Origin of the sequence: Clostridium sp. Marseille-Q5894 (assembly GCF_946902305.1) — a bacterium.
GTDB lineage: Bacteria > Bacillota_I > Bacilli_A > Erysipelotrichales > Coprobacillaceae > Thomasclavelia.
This window is the reverse complement of sequence record NZ_CAMPPT010000004.1, coordinates 23,603-43,703: the sequence shown is the minus strand read 5'-3', so window position 1 is coordinate 43,703 and position 20,101 is coordinate 23,603. Positions and strand designations below refer to the sequence as shown.

At 31.6% G+C, this 20,101-nt stretch carries 22 protein-coding genes; 19 read left to right on the top strand and 3 right to left on the bottom strand.

Annotation, left to right across the window (positions count from 1 at the left end; genetic code table 11):
* The first annotated feature begins 124 nt into the window (after positions 1-124).
* The 7 genes from cysS to nusG are packed head-to-tail and all read left to right on the top strand — an operon-like array spanning position 125 to position 4,188.
* Entirely contained in the window at positions 125-1,462 is a 1,338-nt protein-coding gene (gene cysS / locus OC535_RS07290) for a cysteine--tRNA ligase (RefSeq protein ID WP_498823501.1), read from the top strand.
* Entirely contained in the window at positions 1,462-1,839 is a 378-nt protein-coding gene (locus OC535_RS07285; RefSeq protein WP_498823500.1) for a Mini-ribonuclease 3, read from the top strand. Before cysS ends, OC535_RS07285 begins: the two co-directional genes overlap by 1 nt.
* Before the next feature lie 37 nt (positions 1,840-1,876).
* The gene (gene rlmB / locus OC535_RS07280) at positions 1,877-2,602 is read left to right on the top strand and encodes a 23S rRNA (guanosine(2251)-2'-O)-methyltransferase RlmB (protein WP_024721737.1); all 726 of its coding nucleotides are present in this window, start codon (positions 1,877-1,879) and stop codon (positions 2,600-2,602) included.
* Between the two features lie 17 nt (positions 2,603-2,619).
* Positions 2,620-3,234: a sigma factor gene (locus OC535_RS07275; RefSeq protein ID WP_024721736.1), complete on the top strand. Its 615-nt coding sequence runs from the start codon at positions 2,620-2,622 to the stop codon at positions 3,232-3,234.
* Between the two features lie 48 nt (positions 3,235-3,282).
* Positions 3,283-3,432 (top strand): 50S ribosomal protein L33, encoded by a 150-nt coding sequence (gene rpmG, locus OC535_RS07270; RefSeq protein WP_009009294.1) that lies wholly within the window; start codon positions 3,283-3,285, stop codon positions 3,430-3,432.
* Between the two features lie 11 nt (positions 3,433-3,443).
* Positions 3,444-3,632 (top strand): preprotein translocase subunit SecE, encoded by a 189-nt coding sequence (gene secE / locus OC535_RS07265; protein ID WP_024721735.1) that lies wholly within the window; start codon positions 3,444-3,446, stop codon positions 3,630-3,632.
* A 1-nt stretch (position 3,633) separates the two neighbouring features.
* Complete coding sequence (gene nusG / locus OC535_RS07260) at positions 3,634-4,188, top strand: transcription termination/antitermination protein NusG (RefSeq protein ID WP_227052392.1); 555 nt, start codon at positions 3,634-3,636, stop codon at positions 4,186-4,188.
* Positions 4,189-4,367: 179 nt separating this feature from the next.
* On the opposite strand, the gene OC535_RS07255 is transcribed toward nusG, so the two are convergent.
* From OC535_RS07255 to OC535_RS07245, 3 genes are all read right to left on the bottom strand, one after another.
* Positions 4,368-5,609 (bottom strand): IS256 family transposase, encoded by a 1,242-nt coding sequence (locus OC535_RS07255; RefSeq protein ID WP_498822983.1) that lies wholly within the window; start codon positions 5,607-5,609, stop codon positions 4,368-4,370.
* A 155-nt stretch (positions 5,610-5,764) separates the two neighbouring features.
* Positions 5,765-5,977 carry a hypothetical protein gene (locus OC535_RS07250; RefSeq protein WP_024722851.1) on the bottom strand — a complete coding sequence of 71 codons (213 nt, stop codon included), beginning with the start codon at positions 5,975-5,977 and terminating at the stop codon, positions 5,765-5,767.
* Positions 5,974-7,380, bottom strand: coding sequence for an IS91 family transposase (locus tag OC535_RS07245; protein ID WP_498822872.1), 1,407 nt, complete (start codon positions 7,378-7,380; stop codon positions 5,974-5,976). The genes OC535_RS07250 and OC535_RS07245 overlap by 4 nt, the downstream gene beginning before the upstream one ends.
* A 340-nt stretch (positions 7,381-7,720) precedes the next feature.
* Here OC535_RS07245 and OC535_RS07240 point away from each other — a divergent pair, with 340 nt between their 5' ends.
* From OC535_RS07240 to ispF, 12 genes are all read left to right on the top strand, one after another.
* Complete coding sequence (locus tag OC535_RS07240) at positions 7,721-9,148, top strand: C40 family peptidase (RefSeq protein ID WP_024721734.1); 1,428 nt, start codon at positions 7,721-7,723, stop codon at positions 9,146-9,148.
* Between the two features lie 179 nt (positions 9,149-9,327).
* On the top strand, positions 9,328-9,636 hold the full coding sequence (locus OC535_RS07235) for a PadR family transcriptional regulator (protein WP_024721733.1): 309 nt from the start codon (positions 9,328-9,330) through the stop codon (positions 9,634-9,636).
* 2 nt (positions 9,637-9,638) lie between these two features.
* Positions 9,639-9,956: a hypothetical protein gene (locus OC535_RS07230; RefSeq protein ID WP_498823499.1), complete on the top strand. Its 318-nt coding sequence runs from the start codon at positions 9,639-9,641 to the stop codon at positions 9,954-9,956.
* 125 nt (positions 9,957-10,081) lie between these two features.
* Positions 10,082-10,387, top strand: coding sequence for a hypothetical protein (locus tag OC535_RS07225; RefSeq protein WP_498823498.1), 306 nt, complete (start codon positions 10,082-10,084; stop codon positions 10,385-10,387).
* A gap of 68 nt (positions 10,388-10,455) precedes the next feature.
* Positions 10,456-10,929 (top strand): superoxide dismutase family protein, encoded by a 474-nt coding sequence (locus OC535_RS07220; RefSeq protein ID WP_227053711.1) that lies wholly within the window; start codon positions 10,456-10,458, stop codon positions 10,927-10,929.
* A 63-nt stretch (positions 10,930-10,992) separates the two neighbouring features.
* Positions 10,993-11,784, top strand: a complete 792-nt coding sequence (locus OC535_RS07215) for a Cof-type HAD-IIB family hydrolase (protein ID WP_024721730.1) — start codon at positions 10,993-10,995, stop codon at positions 11,782-11,784.
* Between the two features lie 117 nt (positions 11,785-11,901).
* On the top strand, positions 11,902-12,843 hold the full coding sequence (locus OC535_RS07210) for a calcium/sodium antiporter (RefSeq protein ID WP_024721729.1): 942 nt from the start codon (positions 11,902-11,904) through the stop codon (positions 12,841-12,843).
* Between the two features lie 9 nt (positions 12,844-12,852).
* The gene (locus tag OC535_RS07205) at positions 12,853-13,542 is read left to right on the top strand and encodes a glycerophosphodiester phosphodiesterase (protein ID WP_024721728.1); all 690 of its coding nucleotides are present in this window, start codon (positions 12,853-12,855) and stop codon (positions 13,540-13,542) included.
* 189 nt (positions 13,543-13,731) lie between these two features.
* Positions 13,732-16,380: a bifunctional acetaldehyde-CoA/alcohol dehydrogenase gene (adhE, locus tag OC535_RS07200; RefSeq protein ID WP_024721727.1), complete on the top strand. Its 2,649-nt coding sequence runs from the start codon at positions 13,732-13,734 to the stop codon at positions 16,378-16,380.
* Between the two features lie 612 nt (positions 16,381-16,992).
* Entirely contained in the window at positions 16,993-18,597 is a 1,605-nt protein-coding gene (gene pyrG / locus OC535_RS07195) for a CTP synthase (RefSeq protein ID WP_498823497.1), read from the top strand.
* A 131-nt stretch (positions 18,598-18,728) separates the two neighbouring features.
* The gene (locus OC535_RS07190; protein WP_024722777.1) at positions 18,729-19,430 is read left to right on the top strand and encodes a DUF2238 domain-containing protein; all 702 of its coding nucleotides are present in this window, start codon (positions 18,729-18,731) and stop codon (positions 19,428-19,430) included.
* 187 nt (positions 19,431-19,617) lie between these two features.
* A complete protein-coding gene (gene ispF / locus OC535_RS07185; RefSeq protein WP_024722776.1) occupies positions 19,618-20,100 on the top strand; it encodes a 2-C-methyl-D-erythritol 2,4-cyclodiphosphate synthase in 483 nt (160 codons plus the stop codon).
* Position 20,101 lies beyond the last annotated feature (1 nt).

Sequence of the window (20,101 nt, the reverse complement as noted above, 5' to 3'; positions counted from 1 at the left end):
TCGGGGTTTTTTGAAAAGAAAAAACGTGAAATAGCGTTAATAGAAATTTTAAAGCATCTATTATTGGGTGAAGTAACATATTATCCCCTAATAGTACCATGCTTTTTTATTTATGGAGGTAATCATGAAATTATTTAATACTCTTACAAACAAAAAAGAAGAATTTAAACCGATTCGTGAAGGTGAAGTTAGTGTTTATGTATGTGGTCCAACTGTGTATAATTATGTCCATATTGGTAATACACGGCCAATGATTGTTTTTGATATTTTAAGAAGAACTTTTGAGTATTTGGGATATAAAGTTATATTTGTATCAAATTTTACTGATGTTGATGATAAGATCATCAAAGCGGCAAAAGAAGAGGGAGTCAGTGAAAAAGAACTTACAGATAAGTATATTCAAGCTTATGAAGATGTTCGCCGTGATTTGAATTTATTGTTTCCAACGTATGCTCCTCGTGTTACAAATACAATGGATGCGATAATCAACTTTATTGATGATTTGGTGAAGAAAGGTTATGCTTATGAAGTAGATGGAGACGTTTATTTTAGAGTTTCTAAAATTAAAGAATATGGGCAATTATCTGGAATTAGAATTGAAGATTTGGTTGCGGGAGCTAGTGAGAGAGTTGATGAAAATGATAAAAAAGAAGAATCAACTGATTTTGCTTTATGGAAGAAAACAGATGAAGGAATTCAATTTGATAGTCCTTGGTCTAAAGGGCGTCCAGGGTGGCATACAGAATGCGTTGTTATGATCAATGATATATTTGAAGATGGTAAGATCGATATTCATGGTGGTGGTCAGGATTTAAAATTCCCACATCATGAAAATGAGATTGCACAATCTATGGCATGCCATCATCATCCTATCGCTCATACGTGGATGCACAATCAAATGATTAATATTGATAATCAAAAAATGTCTAAATCATTAGGGAATGTTATTTGGGCTAAAGATTTGATAAATGAATTAGGATGCAATGTATATAAATGGTTTATGCTTTCTAGCCATTATCGTAATCCATTGAATTTGACAGATGAAGTATTAAATAGTGTCAAAAAAGAAGTCGCTAAAGTTGATAATGTAATAAAAGCGGCATCATTGTATCTACAGGTTAACGGTATTGATGGCAAAGAGTATTGTAAGGAAACTATAGATACGATGGTTAAAGCGCTAGAAGATGATCTGAATACTTCATTGGCATTGACACAAATTTTGAATCAGGTAAAAAATTTGAATCAATTAATGCGTGTTAAAGAAAAAGATAATGAATTGATTTTAAAGAGTTATAATACTTTACTTAAAATGACAGATGTTATGGGGTTTGTTTATGAACCTCGTCAATTAAGTTTGGATGAATTAGAACTGTATCAAAATTGGGTAGCAGCTAAAGAGGCCAAGAATTTTGATGAGGCGGATAAATTGCGTAATGAATTAATTAGTAAGGGGATAATTTAATGCGACCAGATTTGGTTAATGCGGCTGTGCTGGCTTATTTAGGTGATGCAGTTTTTGAAGTAATGGTTAGAGATTATTTGGTTAGAGAAAGTGGACTGGCAAAAACTAATGATTTTCAAAAGGAAGCAATTAAATATGTATCTGCTAGTTCGCATGCCATGTTTATGCATGATATGTTAGTGGAAGATTTTTTTGACGAAAGAGAAATTGGAATATATAAACGCGGTCGTAATACTAAAGGTAGTAAAAATGAAAGTCTTGAGCATTTGCATTCGACGGGCTTTGAGGCGATAATTGGAACTTTATATTTAGAAAAGAATTACGATCGTTTGGAATTGATATTTAAACGATATAAAGAGTATATAAAAGCTAAATAAATTTGAGATAAATTTGAGACGAAAATAGGTGAAAAATATGAAACAATATATATATGGTAAAAACACAATATTAGAAGCTTTAAAAGGAAAAAAGAGTGTGTATGCTGTGTATATCCAAAACAATGCAAAAGATAGTAGAATTATCGAATTGTGCAAAAAAAAGAAGGTTCATGTAAAGATAGTTGATAAGTCTGAGTTTATCAAGAAATTAGGCAATGTAAGTCATCAAGGGGTCATGGCAGAAATAGAAGAATATCGTTATTATAGTATCGATGAGATATTAAATGATATTCCTAAAGAAAAACAGCCGTTATTATTGATGCTTGATGGTTTAGAAGATCCTCACAATTTAGGTGCTATACTGAGAACATGTGACGCCGTTGGGGTTGATGGTGTCATTATTGGTAAGAATCGAAGTGTAGGGTTGAATGGAACGGTTGCGAAGGTATCAACAGGAGCGATCGATCATGTTAAAGTGGCTCAGGTAACAAATCTAGCAAGAACGTTGGAAGATTTAAAAAAACGTTCTTTTTGGGTAGTTGGCTGTGATCTTGATCAATCGCAGGATTATCGTCAAATAGATTACAACATGCCACTTGTAATCGTAATAGGATCTGAAGGTTTTGGAATATCTCGTCTAGTGAAAAAAAGTTGTGATTTCAATGTTGTTTTACCGATGGTAGGACATGTTACTTCGCTGAATGCTTCTGTTGCAACAGCAGTAATTTTGTATCAGGTATACAATTCTCGTAATCCTTTATAAGCAGAAGGGAGGTAACCATGAATGGTTACAATATTGAAGAATTGTATTATTTATATCGACAAGGCAATCCTGTTGCGGGAAAATTGTTGATTGAGTACTGTTATTGGCAAGTGGAAATAATGTTGCCGATATATTATTTTTATAGTGAAAATTATCGTAATGAACGTGATGATTATATTCAAGATATCGTTATTCGCTGTGTTAAAAATCTAGATAATTATCGTCCAGATAAAGGGATGCTGGTTAAAAGTTATTTATCTATGATTATTCAACGAGCGATTAGTTCGGTTATGATTAGAGAAAAAAGAAAATCGGTCAAAGAAAAAAATGTTTGTTTTTCATTGAACAGTTATTGTAGTGAAGATGGCAAAGTAAGTTATTTTGATATTGTTAAGGATAATAATTTAGAGTATCAGCCAGATATCCGAACTGTTCAATGTGAACAAAAGGAAACGATTGAAAAATATATTTTGGAAAATTGTTCATGTTTAGAACGCTCGGTAATTAAAGGTCATGAGCTTGGTTTAAAAGACGTTGAAATAGCTAAAGCATTACAATTAGATGTTAAAAAGATATATAATGCAAATTATCGAATTCAAAAAAAGATGTCAAGGCTAAAATTGTTTGACTAGTTGATATATTTGTGATAAATTATAATAGCGTAGAAATGAGCTGATTATATGAAACAAAAAGTGATTTTGGTTTGTAGTGAATGTTTATCAAGAAACTATACAATTACCAAAAATAAGCGTGTAAATGTTGAAAGATTAGAATTAAACAAATATTGTAAAAAATGTGGAAAGCATACTTTGCATAAGGAAACGAAGTAGGAGGTATCGGTGTGAAATTTAGAGATTGGTTTAGTTTAAAAGGAATTAGAAGTGAAATAAAGAGAGTTAGCTGGCTAAATAAGAAACAACTAGCACAAAATTCTGCAATTGTATTATTGTTTTGTTTTGTGTTAGGAGTGTATTTTTTTGCAGGAGATGCAATTATTGCCTTTATTTTAAAAGCGTTGGGGATGAATTAAAATGACGGGAATGAATGATGAAGGTAGACAATGGTATGTGGTTAATACATATTCTGGTCATGAAAATAAAGTTAAAGAGAACTTAGAAAAACGTGTTGAATCAATGGGATTACAAGATGTTTTATTTCAAATTGTCATTCCTGAACATGTGGAAACAGAAATTAAGGATGGAAAAAAAATTAATAAAACTAAAAATATGTTTCCGGGTTATGTTTTGGTTGAGATGATTATGACAGATGAAGCCTGGTATGTTGTTCGTAATACTTCTGGAGTTACTGGATTTATTGGTTCTTCTGGTGGAGGTGCAAAACCTTTTCCCCTTCAAAAAAGCGAATTAGATCCAATTCTAAAGAAAATGGGATTGAGTACAAGCATTGAAGTAGATTACCAGGTAGGGGATGAAGTAAATGTAGTTGGTGGACCTTTTGCTGGTAAAAGTGGTAGAGTTGAATCTATTGATACTGAAAAAGAAACTGCTAAAGTACTAATTGATTTTTTAGGAAATTTAACGCCAATGGAAATAGAATTGACGCAATTGGAAAAAGCTGATTTATAGAGTAGATGTCATGTTTATAACATGACATTTTTTATCTAATAGGAATTTCGATTCGTTTAGGTATAAAATAAAAATATCCAACCATAAGGGTAGGGAATGTCAAGAAATTTGTGTAAGTAATTTTATTAAATTGTCAAAGAACTATAGAAATGACTTATATCGAGTATATATAGGTCATTTTATTTTTCTAAATATTTTTGGATTCTTGTTGAAAATCTATCATCCATCATTAATTGATTCATAACCATTGCCCAATTTGATACACGCCCACCTGACCATTTTTTCGATAATTCAAGAACTCTTAAATATAACACTTTTAATACCGCTGTCTCATTTGGAAATGCTCCTTTTTTTATGACCTTTCTAAAACTTGAATTGACACTTTCAATTGCATTGGTTGTATACATAACTTTTCTGATGGCTGATCCATAATCAAACAGCTGTTCTACATGATGAATGTTCCTTTCCCATACATCAACTGCTCCCGGATATTGTTTCCACTCATTCTTGAATGTTTCAAATGCGTTTTTGGCCGCCTTTAAACTAGGAGCTCCATAAACTTTTTTCAATGATTGTGTAAATCGCTTATAATCCTTGCTTGGGACATATTTAATAGAATTCCTTATAAGGTGGACAATACATCTTTGTACCACAACATTGGGAAATATTGCTTTCGCACCATCTTCAAGTCCACTAACACCATCCATAGATATAAAGAAAACATCTTCCACACCTCTCGCTTTGATTTCATCAAAAATCTGCATCCATTTATGCTTGCTTTCTGTCTCGTTTAACCATAACCCCAGTATTTCCTTGTTTCCATTGATGTCATAGCCTAAAACAGCATATACAGCATATTCCTTTACCTCATAATCATTTCTTACTGTCACATATAAACAGTCAACAAACAAGAATGCATAACATTGAGATAGTGGTCGGTTTTGCCAGTTTTCCAGTTCAGGAATGATAGCATCGGTTATATCGGAAATCATTTCATGAGAAACCGAAAATCCATAGATATCTTCAATTGTGGTTGATATATCTCTTTGAGACATTCCTTTTGCATACATTGAGATGACTTTATTTTCAATGTCCGAAACATCTCTCGTTCTCTTAGGAATAATTTGCGGTTCAAAAGATGCCTCCCTGTCTCTAGGTATATTAATATCTAATTCTCCTCTTGATGTTTTTATTTTTTTAGGAGAATAACCATTTCTTCTGTTTAATGTCTTTTTTTCTTCTTTACTGTTAGATGCATAACCAAGATGGTTGTTCATTTCTCCCTGAAGCATTGATTCAAATAATGGTCCAAAAATATCTTTTAAAGCTTCATCCATATCCTGTGCTGATTGTGGATTATAAGTATCAATAATTTGTTGAGCCAAAGCTACTGTTTTTGGATCTCTTTTTATTCTTGCCATATTTCATTAACCTCCATATTTTTAATTTTGATAATAAGAAAAGTGTGTAGCAGTAATATAACACATATTACTTACTTACACACTTTATTTTACACTCCCTAAGGGTACATTTATTGGCTGGATATTTTTATGTGGCTAAAAAAGTGTTAGAAATATCATTTTTTCCTAACCATTCTTCCATTGCATTTTGGACACTGACAGCTGTATCCTTGATTCTCTTTACCTGAATATATTTCTTCACCTAAAAACTCTTCTAGTATCCATTCCGGTACTTCTTCTTCATAACCACATCTCTTACATTTCATCGGTATCATTACCTCTGGTTCCCCTAATAATTCTGCTAGTTCTTCATCGGTCAGATTGATCACTTGTTTACCTTCTTCCTATGCTCATAGCTGTATTTTGCTTTGAGAATCTTTCGGTCACGATATTCTCTGTCATTTTTATCGTTTCCACCAAATGGTTCATAGCTTTCTTTATATTCCATTGTTTCTCCACATTCACAAAGCAATGGATCCCGTTGAAATGATTTTATCATATTATATCTGAAATGTAACTCTTTTTGTCTCTTTTCTATCATCACCCTTCTGTCATTTTTTAGTTCTTCTACTCTTTTTTGTTTATGGCTCAACAGTTCAGCCATCCTGTTATAGGTCTTTATTGATTTATTTGAATAAAAACCAAAATATCTTACCATCTTGAAGTTCTTTTCAGGACAGTGCATCAATACCTTGTTAAGAAAACTGTAAACAGATTCTGTGACATCTACACGCTTATTATCTTCATGACGATGATAGAACCAATGAATCATTTTCTTATCATCATCATAGTTTACTATCCTGCTTTCAGCCATTATTGGTCTGCTGGTATAACGGGTTATATATTGAACACATTTTTCAATGTCGTCCTTAGTCTGTTCATCTTTGATTTTTGGAGCATAGACATAGAACCCTTCCTCGTATTTTCGGTAGAACCAGCTTTTAAGGCTTTGAAATTCTTTGTCGTTGCCAATGTGTCTGTCAAGATAGCTGAGTAATTGATAACGCCATGTCTGGCGAAGTTTTTTATAGTCCATATAACTGAAGTTTTTGATTTTGTCATCTTTAGAATCATAAGCATCTTCGCATACCAGAACATGGATATGCGGATTCCAGTCAAGAGGTCTGCCAAAAGTGTGCAATGAGGCAATGGCACCAAAGATCACATTATCAGTTGTATCTTTGTAAAGATATTGAGATTTATTGCTTTTTTTATGATAGAAGATACCTTTCTTTTTTTCAAGACGCTTTTGTCTGCGATATTTTCTGTCGTTGAAAAGGGAAGCCAGAGTATTTCTGGCAACGACAAAAAGACCATCAAGCAGTGATCGGTTTTTGATAAAGTAGAAGCGAAGCTGAGCAGGGATGGTAAAGACGATATGACGATGTTTGGATTTAAAAGCCATAGAGCTGACATAAGCAGCGCGTCTTTGACTGGATTTAGAACCACATTTGGTACAGTATCTGGAACTGCAGGTATGAGCAACAATAGTTTCATTGCCGCAGTTAGGACAGACAAAGAGATCATAACCAAGATGGATAGAAGAACAAAGGATAGTTTTTTGAACATTATCAAAAGAAACATCCCTGAGTTTGCCTTTATCATGTAGATTAATGATATAGTCGTAATTGTCAAAGAAGATATATTTAAAAGTATTTTTACCGTCTTTTTTAACAAACTGCTTAAAATTAAAAAGACCTAATGTATCAGAAGGAACAGATAAATCGATCATAAAGTCATCTCCTAAAATCATTATAATACCAAAAAGGATGAAAGGCATTTAAAATGCACTATCACCCAGGTGGACAAAATTTATTTTGTCCCTTTTTTATTAAAAATATTAATAATAGAAGAATGATGATGAATGTAAAATTATATTATGTTTACAGTCAAAAAAATAGGTAAAAATAGTTTTATAATCAAAAAATCTCCCTGAATATAATACTTTTTTTGTTTTATATATTAAACATCTTTTTTAATAATTTGAATTTTGCTGATTTAATCGAGAGAATTTGCATTTTTTCATAAAAAGTGATATAATAGAAATGTCGTTTTAGATAGGAAGTGAGTTAATGGAGAAAATAAAGAGTGAAAAATTAAATAACTTTATTAATGAAAATATTATCAAACGTAAGGCTATGTTTATTCCGATTCTAGGAGTATCTGTATTTATGCTGGTAGGTTATGCAGCAGTCGATAATGAAGCACCAGAAATAGTTTCAAATCGAATTGAGGTTGCATATGGAGAAAAATTAGATTTAAATGCAATTGACATTAAAGATAATCATGATCAGCGAGATGAACTGGTTGTTGCAGTTGAAGAAGGAAAAGTAGATGTCATGCAGTTAGGTACTTATGAAATAACTGTCAGTGCTAGTGACTGTTCATCAAATGTGGCTACTAAAACAATCGATGTTGATGTGGTTGATGATGAAGCTCCACAATTTAAAGTGGTTGGAGCAGATAAAGGATATGTTGTTCAAGTACCGATCAATGGAAGTAATGACGTAACAAGTTATATTAATGCAATTGATAATGTTGATGGGGATGTCTCACCATTTATTGAAACAGATAAGGAATTAGATGCTTCTAAACCTGGAATTCAAGATATTACTTTAACTGTTGCTGATTCTTCTGGTAATGTTAACGAAAAGATGTTTGAATTTGCAGTGTCTGATTTAACACCGCCAAGTGTTACTTTACCACAAGGAAATGATATAGTTATTGATTATGCAAGTGAATTTATTTTAGAAAACTACTTGGTTGCTAGTGATGATATGGGTGGGGTAACTAATACTGTTACTGGCAGTGTTGATACAAGAAAAGAAGATGAAATTCAGACTATTAAGGTTAGTACTAAAGACGAAGCTAAAAATGAAGTTGTTTCAGTCCTTAATTTCACAGTAAAGGATATTAGTGGACCGCAGATTACTTTGACTACTGATAGTACTGAAGTTGTTAAGGGGGATCCATTTGATCCAAGAGCTTATTTAGTATCAGCTATTGATAATAAAGATGGTGATGTTACTGCAAATGTTGCAATTAGTAATATTGATACAAGTTCTACTGGTGATAAAGAAGTAACCTATACGGTATCTGATACCCTTGGGAATAAGTCGGTTGCGATATTAAAGGTAAAAGTTTATACGCCAGGAACAAAAATTTTAGAAACAGCTTATACTAAATTAGGAAGTCCTTATGTATGGGGAGCTACTGGTCCTAATTCATTTGATTGTTCAGGATTTACTTCTTGGGTATATCGTCAACATGGAATATCTTTATCAAGAACTGCTCAGTCTCAATCTCAAGGTGGAACAGCAGTTGAACGTAGTGATTTACAACCTGGTGATTTGGTTTTCTTTGGTTCGAGTTCAGGTCGGATTACACATGTAGGAATATATGTTGGTGATGGTAAAATGGTACATTCGCCTCAAACGGGTGATGTAGTAAAGGTTTCGCCACTACAAAAAAATTATGTGTGTGCAAGAAGATATTTATAAAATATAGTAAAATAAGGATATCAGAATCTTAAATGGTTTTGATATCTTTTTTTGTTTTGTGGGTCGACTATTGACATATTAAACTGTTTCTTAGTATAATAAATATATCGATAATCGACATATTTATTATATCGACTATGAATGCTAAATGTTAAAAATTTAAAAAAAGGAGAATAGAAATGGCAAGAGAACAGTATCAAAGATTAACAGAACCAATGTTTTATTTATTGCTTAGTGTGGTTGAAGAGAATCATGGCTATGCGATGATGCAGGATATTCAGATGTTATCGCATAATCGTGTTAAGGTAGGGAATGGAACGATGTATAATTTATTAGAACGTTTTTTGAAAGATGGCATAATTGAGCTGACACGTTTGGAAGCTAGAAAGAAGTACTATAAAATTACTTCTAAAGGATTGGATTTATTAAAGGAAGAGCGTTTGTGTTTAAAGCGACAGATAGAAGATTCTAAATTTTTGGGGGAATAGATATGGTGTGGGTGTCTTGTTGTTTTTATCCAAGTGAATATAAGAAAGTGTTTGCGCTTTTAAATGACATGAAACAGGATGGATATGTTATAAAATCAGTTGATTTTATAAATGGCAAAGCTGAATTTGTGGAAACTAATGATAATTTTATTTATGGAATTGATTATTCTTTGTTATATCCTCATATAAAATGTTTCTTTAATGAAGAGAATGAACGTTTTGATATGGCAAAATTATCAGGATGGCGATTGCAATGTTATGATGAAGGAATAGGAATTTGGATTAATGAAAATATTGAACAGGCTGTGCTTTTTTCTTAGATGTGGAATACGAAAGGATTGAACAAAAAGATTATCAAAGGAATTTAAAAACTTTTAAAAAGTGGTTGGCTTGTTTGTGGTGTTTGTTTGGTTTAAGTTTTTTAATATTTATAACTGCTGGAGAAATGAATTTTTATTATCAGGGATTATTGTTAATGTTTATGATTTTTGCAAGTATGTGGAAAATAAGGCATCATCAGTTGATTCCTGATAAAGTATTTAATATATTGTTTAAAAATTATGTTATTGCTTTTTGTTTTGGCTATTTTCCTTTATGGTTATCGATGGTTTTGGAAATTATAACATTATTGATTTCGATTGATGTTATTCGTGAAAAGTCGTTTGTTTTTAAGAATAGTAAATATATAAATATTTATAATATTGCTATCTTGATTCTTGCTGTATATGCAGTATTGGTGTATAAAATATAGAAAATATTTATTAAGTAATCATTTTTTTTGAGTTTTTTCATATAGGTGTATAAAGTGAGGAAAAAGTGATGAAAACATTTGATATTATAAATATGTTGTATGAGGATAGCCCTAAGGCTTATGCAGTTATCAGAGGTGAAGGAATAAGGGGAACTTTACTAGTTTATGAATATGATAAAGGAAGTGTTTTGGTAGTTGATGTTCAAGGTTTACCAGATACAGAGTGTGGACAGGGAGTTCATGGTTTTCATATCCATGAGGGGGCATCGTGTGCAAAAAATGCAGCCTCAGAATATTATGAGGCTGGAGGTCATTTTAGTATGAATGATTGTAAACATCCTTATCATAGTGGCGATTTACCGCCTTTATTTTCAAAAAGTGGTCAAGCATGGATGAGTGTATATATTCAAAAGTTCACACCAGATCAAATTGTCGGACGAACAGTGATTATTCATGAAAAAGCTGACGATTTTACCACGCAGCCTTCAGGAAATTCGGGAAAAATGATAGCCTGTGGTCAAATAATTGAATTATATCAATAAATTTGTTTTATCTAAGCAAAAATACATTTAACTTATGTTACAATGTATTAGCGGAGGTATTTTATGAATAAGTTATTGTTTTTTGATATTGATGGGACTTTGATAGAATGTAATTTAGGGATTTATTCTATTCCGGATAAATTAAGACAAGATCTGGACCAACTAAAAGTAAATGGTCATGATGTTTTTTTAGCAACAGGGCGCTGTAAATGTTTTATTACAGATGGTGTCATGGATTATCCTTTTAATGGTTACGTAACATGTAATGGTGGATATGTCGAATATCTTGGAAAACCGATTTATAAGGCAGTTGTCCCTAGCGCGGCTATTAAAGCGACAATGGCACTTTGTGAAAAGTATGATTTTAATTATTATTTTGAAAGTACTGATTTTATTTATGTTCGTGATTGTAAGAATCCAAAGCATATAGAGTTTAGTCAAAAGTGGAAAATGAAACCAGAAACAGTAATTGACCGATTTGATCCTGATAAAATAGAGACATATATAGGGATGATCGTGGTTAATAAAATAGAAGACATTCCAATTATGGTTGAAGCATTAAGTCCTTATTTTGATGTTCAAAGACATCAAAGTGATTGTTCTTTTGATTTAACATTAAGAGGTGTTTCAAAAGCTCTTGGAATTAGTGAATTAGTCAAAAATATAAATAAAGATATCAAGGATACGATTGCTTTTGGTGATGGGCGAAATGATATTGAGATGTTAGAAACGGTTGGTTTAGGGATTGCTATGGGAAATGCTGTTATAGAGGCTAAAGCTGTAGCTGATTATGTAACTGATCGAATTGAAAACGATGGAATTGAAAAAGCGTTAAAAAAATTTGAATTAATATAGCGGCCAAGTGCTGCTTTTCTTATTTATTTATAGTTTTTTTTAGTGATTGGTGCTATGATATGACTAAAATTATAGAATTGATATAAACTGTTATTGGAAGGAGATAAAATATATAATATGTTGATGCAAATAACTTGTTTGATTATAGGGTTTATTTTGTTGATAAAAGGAGCTGATATATTTGTTGAAGGAGCTTCTAAAGTAGCATCGAAATTAAACATTCCACCAATTGTAATTGGCTTGACAATTGTAGCTTTTGGAACGAGTGCGCCTGAAGCAGCAATTTCAATTACTTCGGCGCTGAGCGGTAATGTTGATTTGGCAGTAGGAAATATAATTGGTAGTAATATCATGAATGTATTGCTGATTTTGGGAATTTCTGGATGTATAGCACGTTTGAAAGTGAAGAAAAATACATATCGTTATGAAATTCCTTTTGTAATGGTGATCACTTTGATCTTGCTGATACTTGGAAAGTTTGGTGAGTCAATTGATCGCTTTGATGGAGTGGTTTTATGGATCTTGTTTTTAATGTTTTTATATTATTTATATCGATTAGTTAAAAAAGGTGAGGAAGTACCGATAGATGAGGTTGAAGAAGTTGGCGCTAAAGATACACTGTTACGATTGTTTATAATGATTATCATCGGAATAGCGGCGATCGTGATAGGAAGTGATATGACGATCGATGCAGCTGTTTATATAGCTAAAGTGATTGGAATCAGTCAACGGTTGATCGGTCTTACAATAATTGCATTTGGTACATCGCTGCCAGAATTAGTCACTTCAATGACTGCTGCCTGGAAAGGGAAAAGTGATCTAGCGATTGGTAATATCGTTGGAAGCAATATTTTTAATATTTTATTTGTTTTAGGGACTACAGCATTGATTTCGCCTAACGCGATAGCTTTTGAAAATGGTTTTATTAGTGATGGAATCGTTGCTATTGGAGCATTATTTTTGTTGTATGCATTTATTGATAATGATCTTTTTTTGAAGAAAAGTGGAGCAATCGTAATGCTGATAGGTTATATTGCTTATTTTATAAGTGTTTTATAGGAGAAAATAATGATTAAATTAGGACATAGAGGATATAGTGAAAAATATCCTGAAAATACGATGCTGGCATTTAAAAAGGCAATCGAGGGTAATTTTGATGGTATTGAGACTGATGTTCATTTGACAAAAGATAATCGATTAGTATTGATTCATGATGAGAAAATAAATCGAACTTCTAATGGAAAAGGGTATGTTAAAGATTATACTTATCAGCAGTTATGTCAGTTTAATTTTAATTATCGATTTAAAGATATTGATGCAAAAATTCCGCTATTAGAAGAATTGTTGGATTATTGTATGGATAAAAATGTTATTTTAAATATTGAAATAAAAACTGATAAAATTCAATATCTAAATATTGAAAAGATGACATATGAGATGGTTAAAGAAAAGGGCTTGTTGAATAAAGTTATGTTTTCTTCATTTCATTTAGATAGTTTATTAAAGTTGCGGGAATTGGATGATACATTATATCTTGGTTATTTATACGAAGATAATTATGAAATAAATAAGAAAAAAGTTTTTAAATATAAATTTGATGCAGCGCATCCTAAATATGTATTCTTAAATGAAAAAGAAATTGAAGATTATCATCGTCATGGTGTTGATGTTAATACATGGACAGTTAATAATGAGGATATTAAGAATTTTCTTTCAGAAGCAGGAGTTAAAACAATTATTACGAATCGAGATATCTAAGACTATTTTAGTCTTAGTTTTTTTGTTGCATAATAATTTGATGCTAAATTAAATGTTAGCGTTTTCAAGTATAATAAGCTGCTTTTGTTGTGAAAAAATGCACAATATTGCTTGTCTTTTTTGCCAAATTGGGGTACACTATCAATGGAAACAAATTAAATATTTCACAATGAATTGGAGGAAGAAATAATGGCAGAAAAAAAAGCTGTTAACAAAGTAGTTGAACCAACAAATGAAGAAATAGATGCTAAAGTTGATCAACTAGTTGCAAAAGCTCAAGTAGCTTTATCAAAATTTGAAAACTTTACTCAAGAACAAGTAGATTATATCGTAGCTAAATGTTCTGTAGCAGGATTAGATGCTCATGGTACATTAGCTGAAGCGGCAGTTAATGAAACTGGACGTGGTGTATTTGAAGATAAAGCAGTTAAAAACTTATTTGCTTGTGAATATGTAACAAGTAATTTACGTCACTTAAAAACAGTTGGGATCATTAATGAAGATCCACTTTTAGGAATTACTGAAATAGCTGAACCAGTAGGTGTTGTTTGCGGTATCGTTCCAACAACTAATCCAACTTCAACAGTAATTTTTAAATCATTGATTTGTTTAAAAACAAGAAACCCAATCATCTTCTCATTCCATCCAAGTGCTCATGCATGTTCTGTAATGGCTGCTGTAGTTATTAGAGATGCTGCTGTTGCTGCTGGGGCACCAGAAGATTGTATTCAATGGTTAGATGTTAAATCTATGTATGCAACTACTGCATTAATGAAACATCCAGGTGTTGCAACTATCTTAGCAACTGGTGGTAATGCAATGGTAGCTGCTGCTTATTCTTGTGGTAAACCTGCATTAGGTGTAGGGGCTGGTAACGTTCCTGCATATGTAGAAAAAACATGTGTATTACCAAGAGCTGTAAATGATATTGTATTATCAAAATCATTTGATAATGGTATGATTTGTGCTTCTGAACAAGCTGCTATCGTAGATACAGAAATCTATGATGCATTTATGAAAGAAATTAAAAGATTTAAAGTATACTTTGTAAATAAAGATGAAAAAGCTAAACTAGAACAATTTATGTTTGGTGCAGTTGCTTATGGTGATAATGTAAATGCAGCTAAATTAAATCCTAATGTTGTAGGAAAACCTGCTGTTTGGATCGCTGAACAAGCTGGTTTCAAAGTGCCTGAAGATACACAAATTATTTGTGCTGAATGTGGAGAAGTAGGACCAAATGAACCATTAACAAGAGAAAAATTATCTCCAGTATTAGCAGTTTTAAGAGCTAAAAATACTGAAGACGGTATTTTAAAATCTACTCAAATGGTTGAATTCAATGGATTAGGTCACTCTGCTGCAATTCATACAGAAGATCATGAATTATCTAAGAGATTTGGACATGCTTGTAAAGCAATTCGTATTATCGAAAATGCACCATCTACATTTGGTGGTATTGGTTCTGTTTACAATGCATTCATTCCATCATTAACTTTAGGTTGTGGTTCTTACGGACATAACTCAGTATCTAATAACGTAAGTGCTGTTAACTTAATCAATATTAAAAGAATAGGGAGACGTAATAACAATATGCAATGGGTTAAACTTCCTCCAAAAATTTATTTCGAAAAAAATTCAATTAAATATCTAAGAGATATGAAAGTTATGGAAAAAGCCATGATCGTTACAGATAGAGGAATGTACAATCTTGGTTATGTAGAAAAAATTGAAGATGTAATTAGAAGAAGACGTAATAAAGTAGATTTAGAATTATTCTTTGATGTAGAACCAGATCCAAGTTTTGATACAGTTCAAGCTGGACTTGAATTAATGAACAAATTCCAACCTGATACTATTATTGCATTAGGTGGTGGGTCTTCAATGGATGCTGCAAAAGTTATGTGGTTATTATATGAAAACCCAGAAGTTTGCTTCGATGATATTAAACAAAAATTCATGGATATTAGAAAACGTGCTTTCAAATTCCCAGAATTAGGAAAGAAAGCTAGATTGATCTGTATTCCAACAACTTCAGGAACAGGTTCAGAAGTTACTCCATTCTCAGTTATTACTGACAAATCTTGCAATAAGAAATATCCATTAACTGACTATGCTTTAACTCCAACTGTAGCTATCGTTGATCCTGAATTCGTAATGAGTTTACCAGCTTCTATTGCAGCTGATACTGGTATTGACGTATTAACACATGCAGTTGAAGCTTATGTATCTATCTTAGCTTCTGACTTTACTGATGGATGGGCTAAACAAGCTGTTAAATTAGTATTTGATTATTTAGAAGAATCAGTTACTAAAGGAACTCCATTAGCTAGAGAAAAAATGCACAATGCTGCAACAATTGCAGGTATGGCATTTGCTAATGCATTCTTAGGTATGAACCACTCATTAGCTCATAAGATTGGTGGAGAATTCCACGTACCACATGGTCGTACAAATGGTATCTTATTACCACACGTTATTAAATATAATGGAACTATTCCAACTAAATTAAATATCTGGCCAAAAATTGAAAACTATAAAGCAGATGTTAAATATATGGAATTAGCTCAATTAATTGGATTAAATCCAAAAACTCCTGCAGAAGGTGTTCAAATGTTTGCTGATGCATGTGAAGAATTATGTCACAAAGTTGGTTTAGCATCTAACATCGAATCTCAAGGAATCGATAAGAAAGATTGGGATGAAGCAATTCATAGAATGGCTATGAATGCTTACGAAGATCAATGTACTCCTGCAAACCCAAGAATGCCAATGGTACATGATATGGAAGCAATCTTAAGAACTATTTGGGATTACAAAAATAAATTTGATAAGTAATAATATAGTGTTTTAGAGACAACCTTTTATAGGTTGTCTCTTTTGGTAATAAATAGGTATTTTGATACATGGAAATCTATTGATGAAAATTGTTTAAAAGTTTAATTGCAATAATAACATTAAAAAAATGGCTTTTTAAATACAAATTAATGATAGTTAGTGAAAATATTATTTCCACAAATATTTATTTATAATATGTTGACATTTAAATAAAAATAGGTTATATTTTTATATGTATTATGGTTATGTAAAAGAAAGACAATAATACTTGCATAGGTGACCCCTCTCCCATATAATCACCTATGCAAAAAGAGGAACAAGAAATTGTTCCTTTTTTTGTACAATTTATAAGAAAGTTCATAAAGTGTTCATAATTATTCTTTAATATTACAGATGTCGTCAAGACAAGATAATATATAAAGTATAGGCCACCCCCTTCTTCCCCAAGAACGGCCTATACATTTAAGAGAGTGTACCCCAGCACTCTCTTTTATTTAAATAATCTATGCTAAAAAATTCTTGCCTAGATAATAAAAATTTGCTAGAATGTAAAAGGGCTATAGTATGTCTTCCATGGAAGACATTTTTATTTATATACAAAGGAGATTGAAAATGGCAAAATATATTTTTGTAACAGGTGGAGTTGTTTCCGGATTAGGAAAAGGATTAACTGCTGCATCATTAGGTAGAATATTAAAACAACGTGGATTAAAGGTCTTTATGCAAAAATTAGATCCCTATATTAACGTTGATCCAGGAACTATGTCTCCTTATCAGCACGGAGAAGTTTTTGTAACTGCTGATGGAGCAGAAACTGATTTGGATTTAGGACATTATGAAAGATTTATTGATGAAGCATTAAATAGAAATTCATCAGTTACGACAGGAAGAATTTATAGCGATGTAATTTCTAAAGAACGTCGAGGAGATTATTTAGGGGCAACCGTGCAAGTTGTTCCCCACATTACTAATGAAATAAAAGCTAAAATTTATGCTGTGGCTTCTAGCTCTAAAGCTGATATTATAATAACTGAAATCGGTGGAACGACTGGTGATATTGAGAGTTTGCCTTTTTTGGAAGCGATTCGTCAAGTTCGTTTAGATTTAGGATATGAAAATACTTTATATATTCATACAACATTGTTGCCATATATTGGAGCTAGTCATGAAGTGAAAACAAAACCAACGCAACATAGTGTTAAAGAGTTACGAGGATTAGGAATTCAACCAGATTTCATTGTTTGTCGTAGTGAAAAGCATATTGAAAAAGAGTTAAAAGATAAAATTTCTCTTTTTTGTAATGTTCCAACTCAAAATGTTATCTCTAATTATGATGTGGTAGTTTTATATGAGTTACCTATGATGCTATTAGAACAGCATATGGATGATTTGGTTCTCGATCATTTAAGAATAGAGGCGCCAAAAGCTGATATGAATGAATGGCAAAATTTAATTAATCGAGTTAAAGGATTGGATCATGAAGTGACGATTGCGTTAGTTGGTAAATATACACAACTTCCAGATGCATATTTGTCAGTTAATGAGGCTTTAAGACATGCAGGTTATTATGAAAATAGTGTTGTAAATATTGATTTTGTAGATTCTGAAGAAATCACTAAAGATAATGTTGCTGATAAATTGAAAAATGCTGATGGTATAATTGTGCCAGGAGGTTTTGGTAATCGTGGAATTGAAGGAATGATTGATGCAATCGAATACGCAAGAATAAATAAATTACCATTTTTTGGAATTTGTTTAGGTATGCAGCTGGCAACAGTTGAGTATGCTCGAAATGTATGTGGTTTAGAAAATGCAAATTCATTAGAATTTGATGAATTAACTAAAAATCCAATTATTACTTTAATGTCAGATCAATCGTTGACAGATATGGGAGGAACCCAAAGATTGGGTGATTATAACTGTGAGTTATTAGATGGAACTAATGCTAGAAGATTGTACGATTCATCAATGATAAAGGAACGCCATCGTCATCGTTATGAGTTTAATAATGATTATAAGAATATATTAGTTGAAAATGGGCTGGTTATTGCAGGAATTAATCCTGAGCGTAATTTAGTTGAAATTATTGAGATTAAAGATCATCCATATTTTGTTGCTTGTCAGTTTCATCCTGAATTTACAAGTCGTCCAAATAGATCACATCCATTATTTCAAGGCTTGATTACAGCAGCACATAATCGTAAATATAAAGAATAGGCTTAGGCCTATTTTTTTGTTTAAAAAAATTTAATTATTCATTATTTTTTGTTAATCATTTCTTAAAGTTATATTGGTAGGATTTTATAGAAGATTTTGTTATAATACAATAAATTATGGAGGATAATTATATGCTGGAGACTAAATCAACTAAAAAATTTCGAATAATAAAAGGAATTATTTGTATTTTGACATTAACTATGCTGATTGGAGCTATAGTATGTTTGTTCATTGTTGATGATAATAAAAAAATTAGACGTTTGATTTTTTCAATTATACAATTATTATTAATGATGGGAATTATTGTTTTACCTGAACGTCTTAAAGATAAAATTGGATTGAAAATACCGATTATGTTAGAAACTTCATTAACAGTTTTTGCTTTTTGTGGTTTTGTTTTAGGAGATGTATTTGATTTTTATCGAAAATTTCCAATTTGGGATTCTATATTACACACTTTTTCTGGTGTGATTTTAGCTTATCTTGGCTTTGTATTAATAGATTATTTTGTTAAAAGAGATAGTATTAATTTGTATATGGGACATATGTATATTTGTGTTAGTGTTGTCTTATTTTCTTTGTCTTTAGGAGCTTTGTGGGAAATTGGAGAATATCTAGTTGACGATATTTTTGGAACAAACAATCAACAATATATGAAATCTACAAGAGGAACATTATATGGTGAAAAAGATGAGCCATTACAAGGTCATGAGGCTTTAAATGATACGATGAAGGATCTAATGTTGGATCTTGCAGGAGCAACTGCAGTAGGAACAGTTGAATATATTAGAGAAGATCATCGTAAACATAAGATAAGAAAAGAACTTAAATGATTTTAAATACTAAAGTTTATGATGAAGACTTAAAATTATTGATCACTCAATAATTTTAGGTCTTTTTTCTTTTAGGATTTATATTTATATCTCAAATCAAGAAAAAATCAGCGATTTAAGTTCTTTTTAAAATATCCTAGAATATAAGCTGTTATTGTGCTAGAATATGGTGCGAAGGGGTGAAAATATGTATCGAATTGGACAATCAATTGATATTCACCAGTTAGTATCTGGAAGAAAGCTTATTTTAGGTGGTGTAGAAATTGAACACGAATTAGGATTGCTAGGACATAGTGATGCTGATGTTTTATGTCATGCAATTATTGAAAGTATTATTGGAGCTTTAGGTTTGGGAGATATTGGAAAGCATTTTAGTGATACTGATGATCAATATAAAGGTATTAGTTCATTAATTTTATTAGAAAAAACGTATAAAATGATGAATGAAAAAGGCTATGAAATTAGTAATCTTGATGCAATTATTTTGATTGAAAGACCTAAGATGGCACCTTATATTCAGAAGATGAAAGAGAATATTAGTAGTATTTTAAAATGTGATCCTGCTAATATTAATATTAAAGCAACACGTGGTGAGAAATTGGGTTTTGTTGGTCGAGAACAAGGCGTTGTTTCTCAATGTGTAGTGATGTTAAAAAAGAAAGGAATTTAAG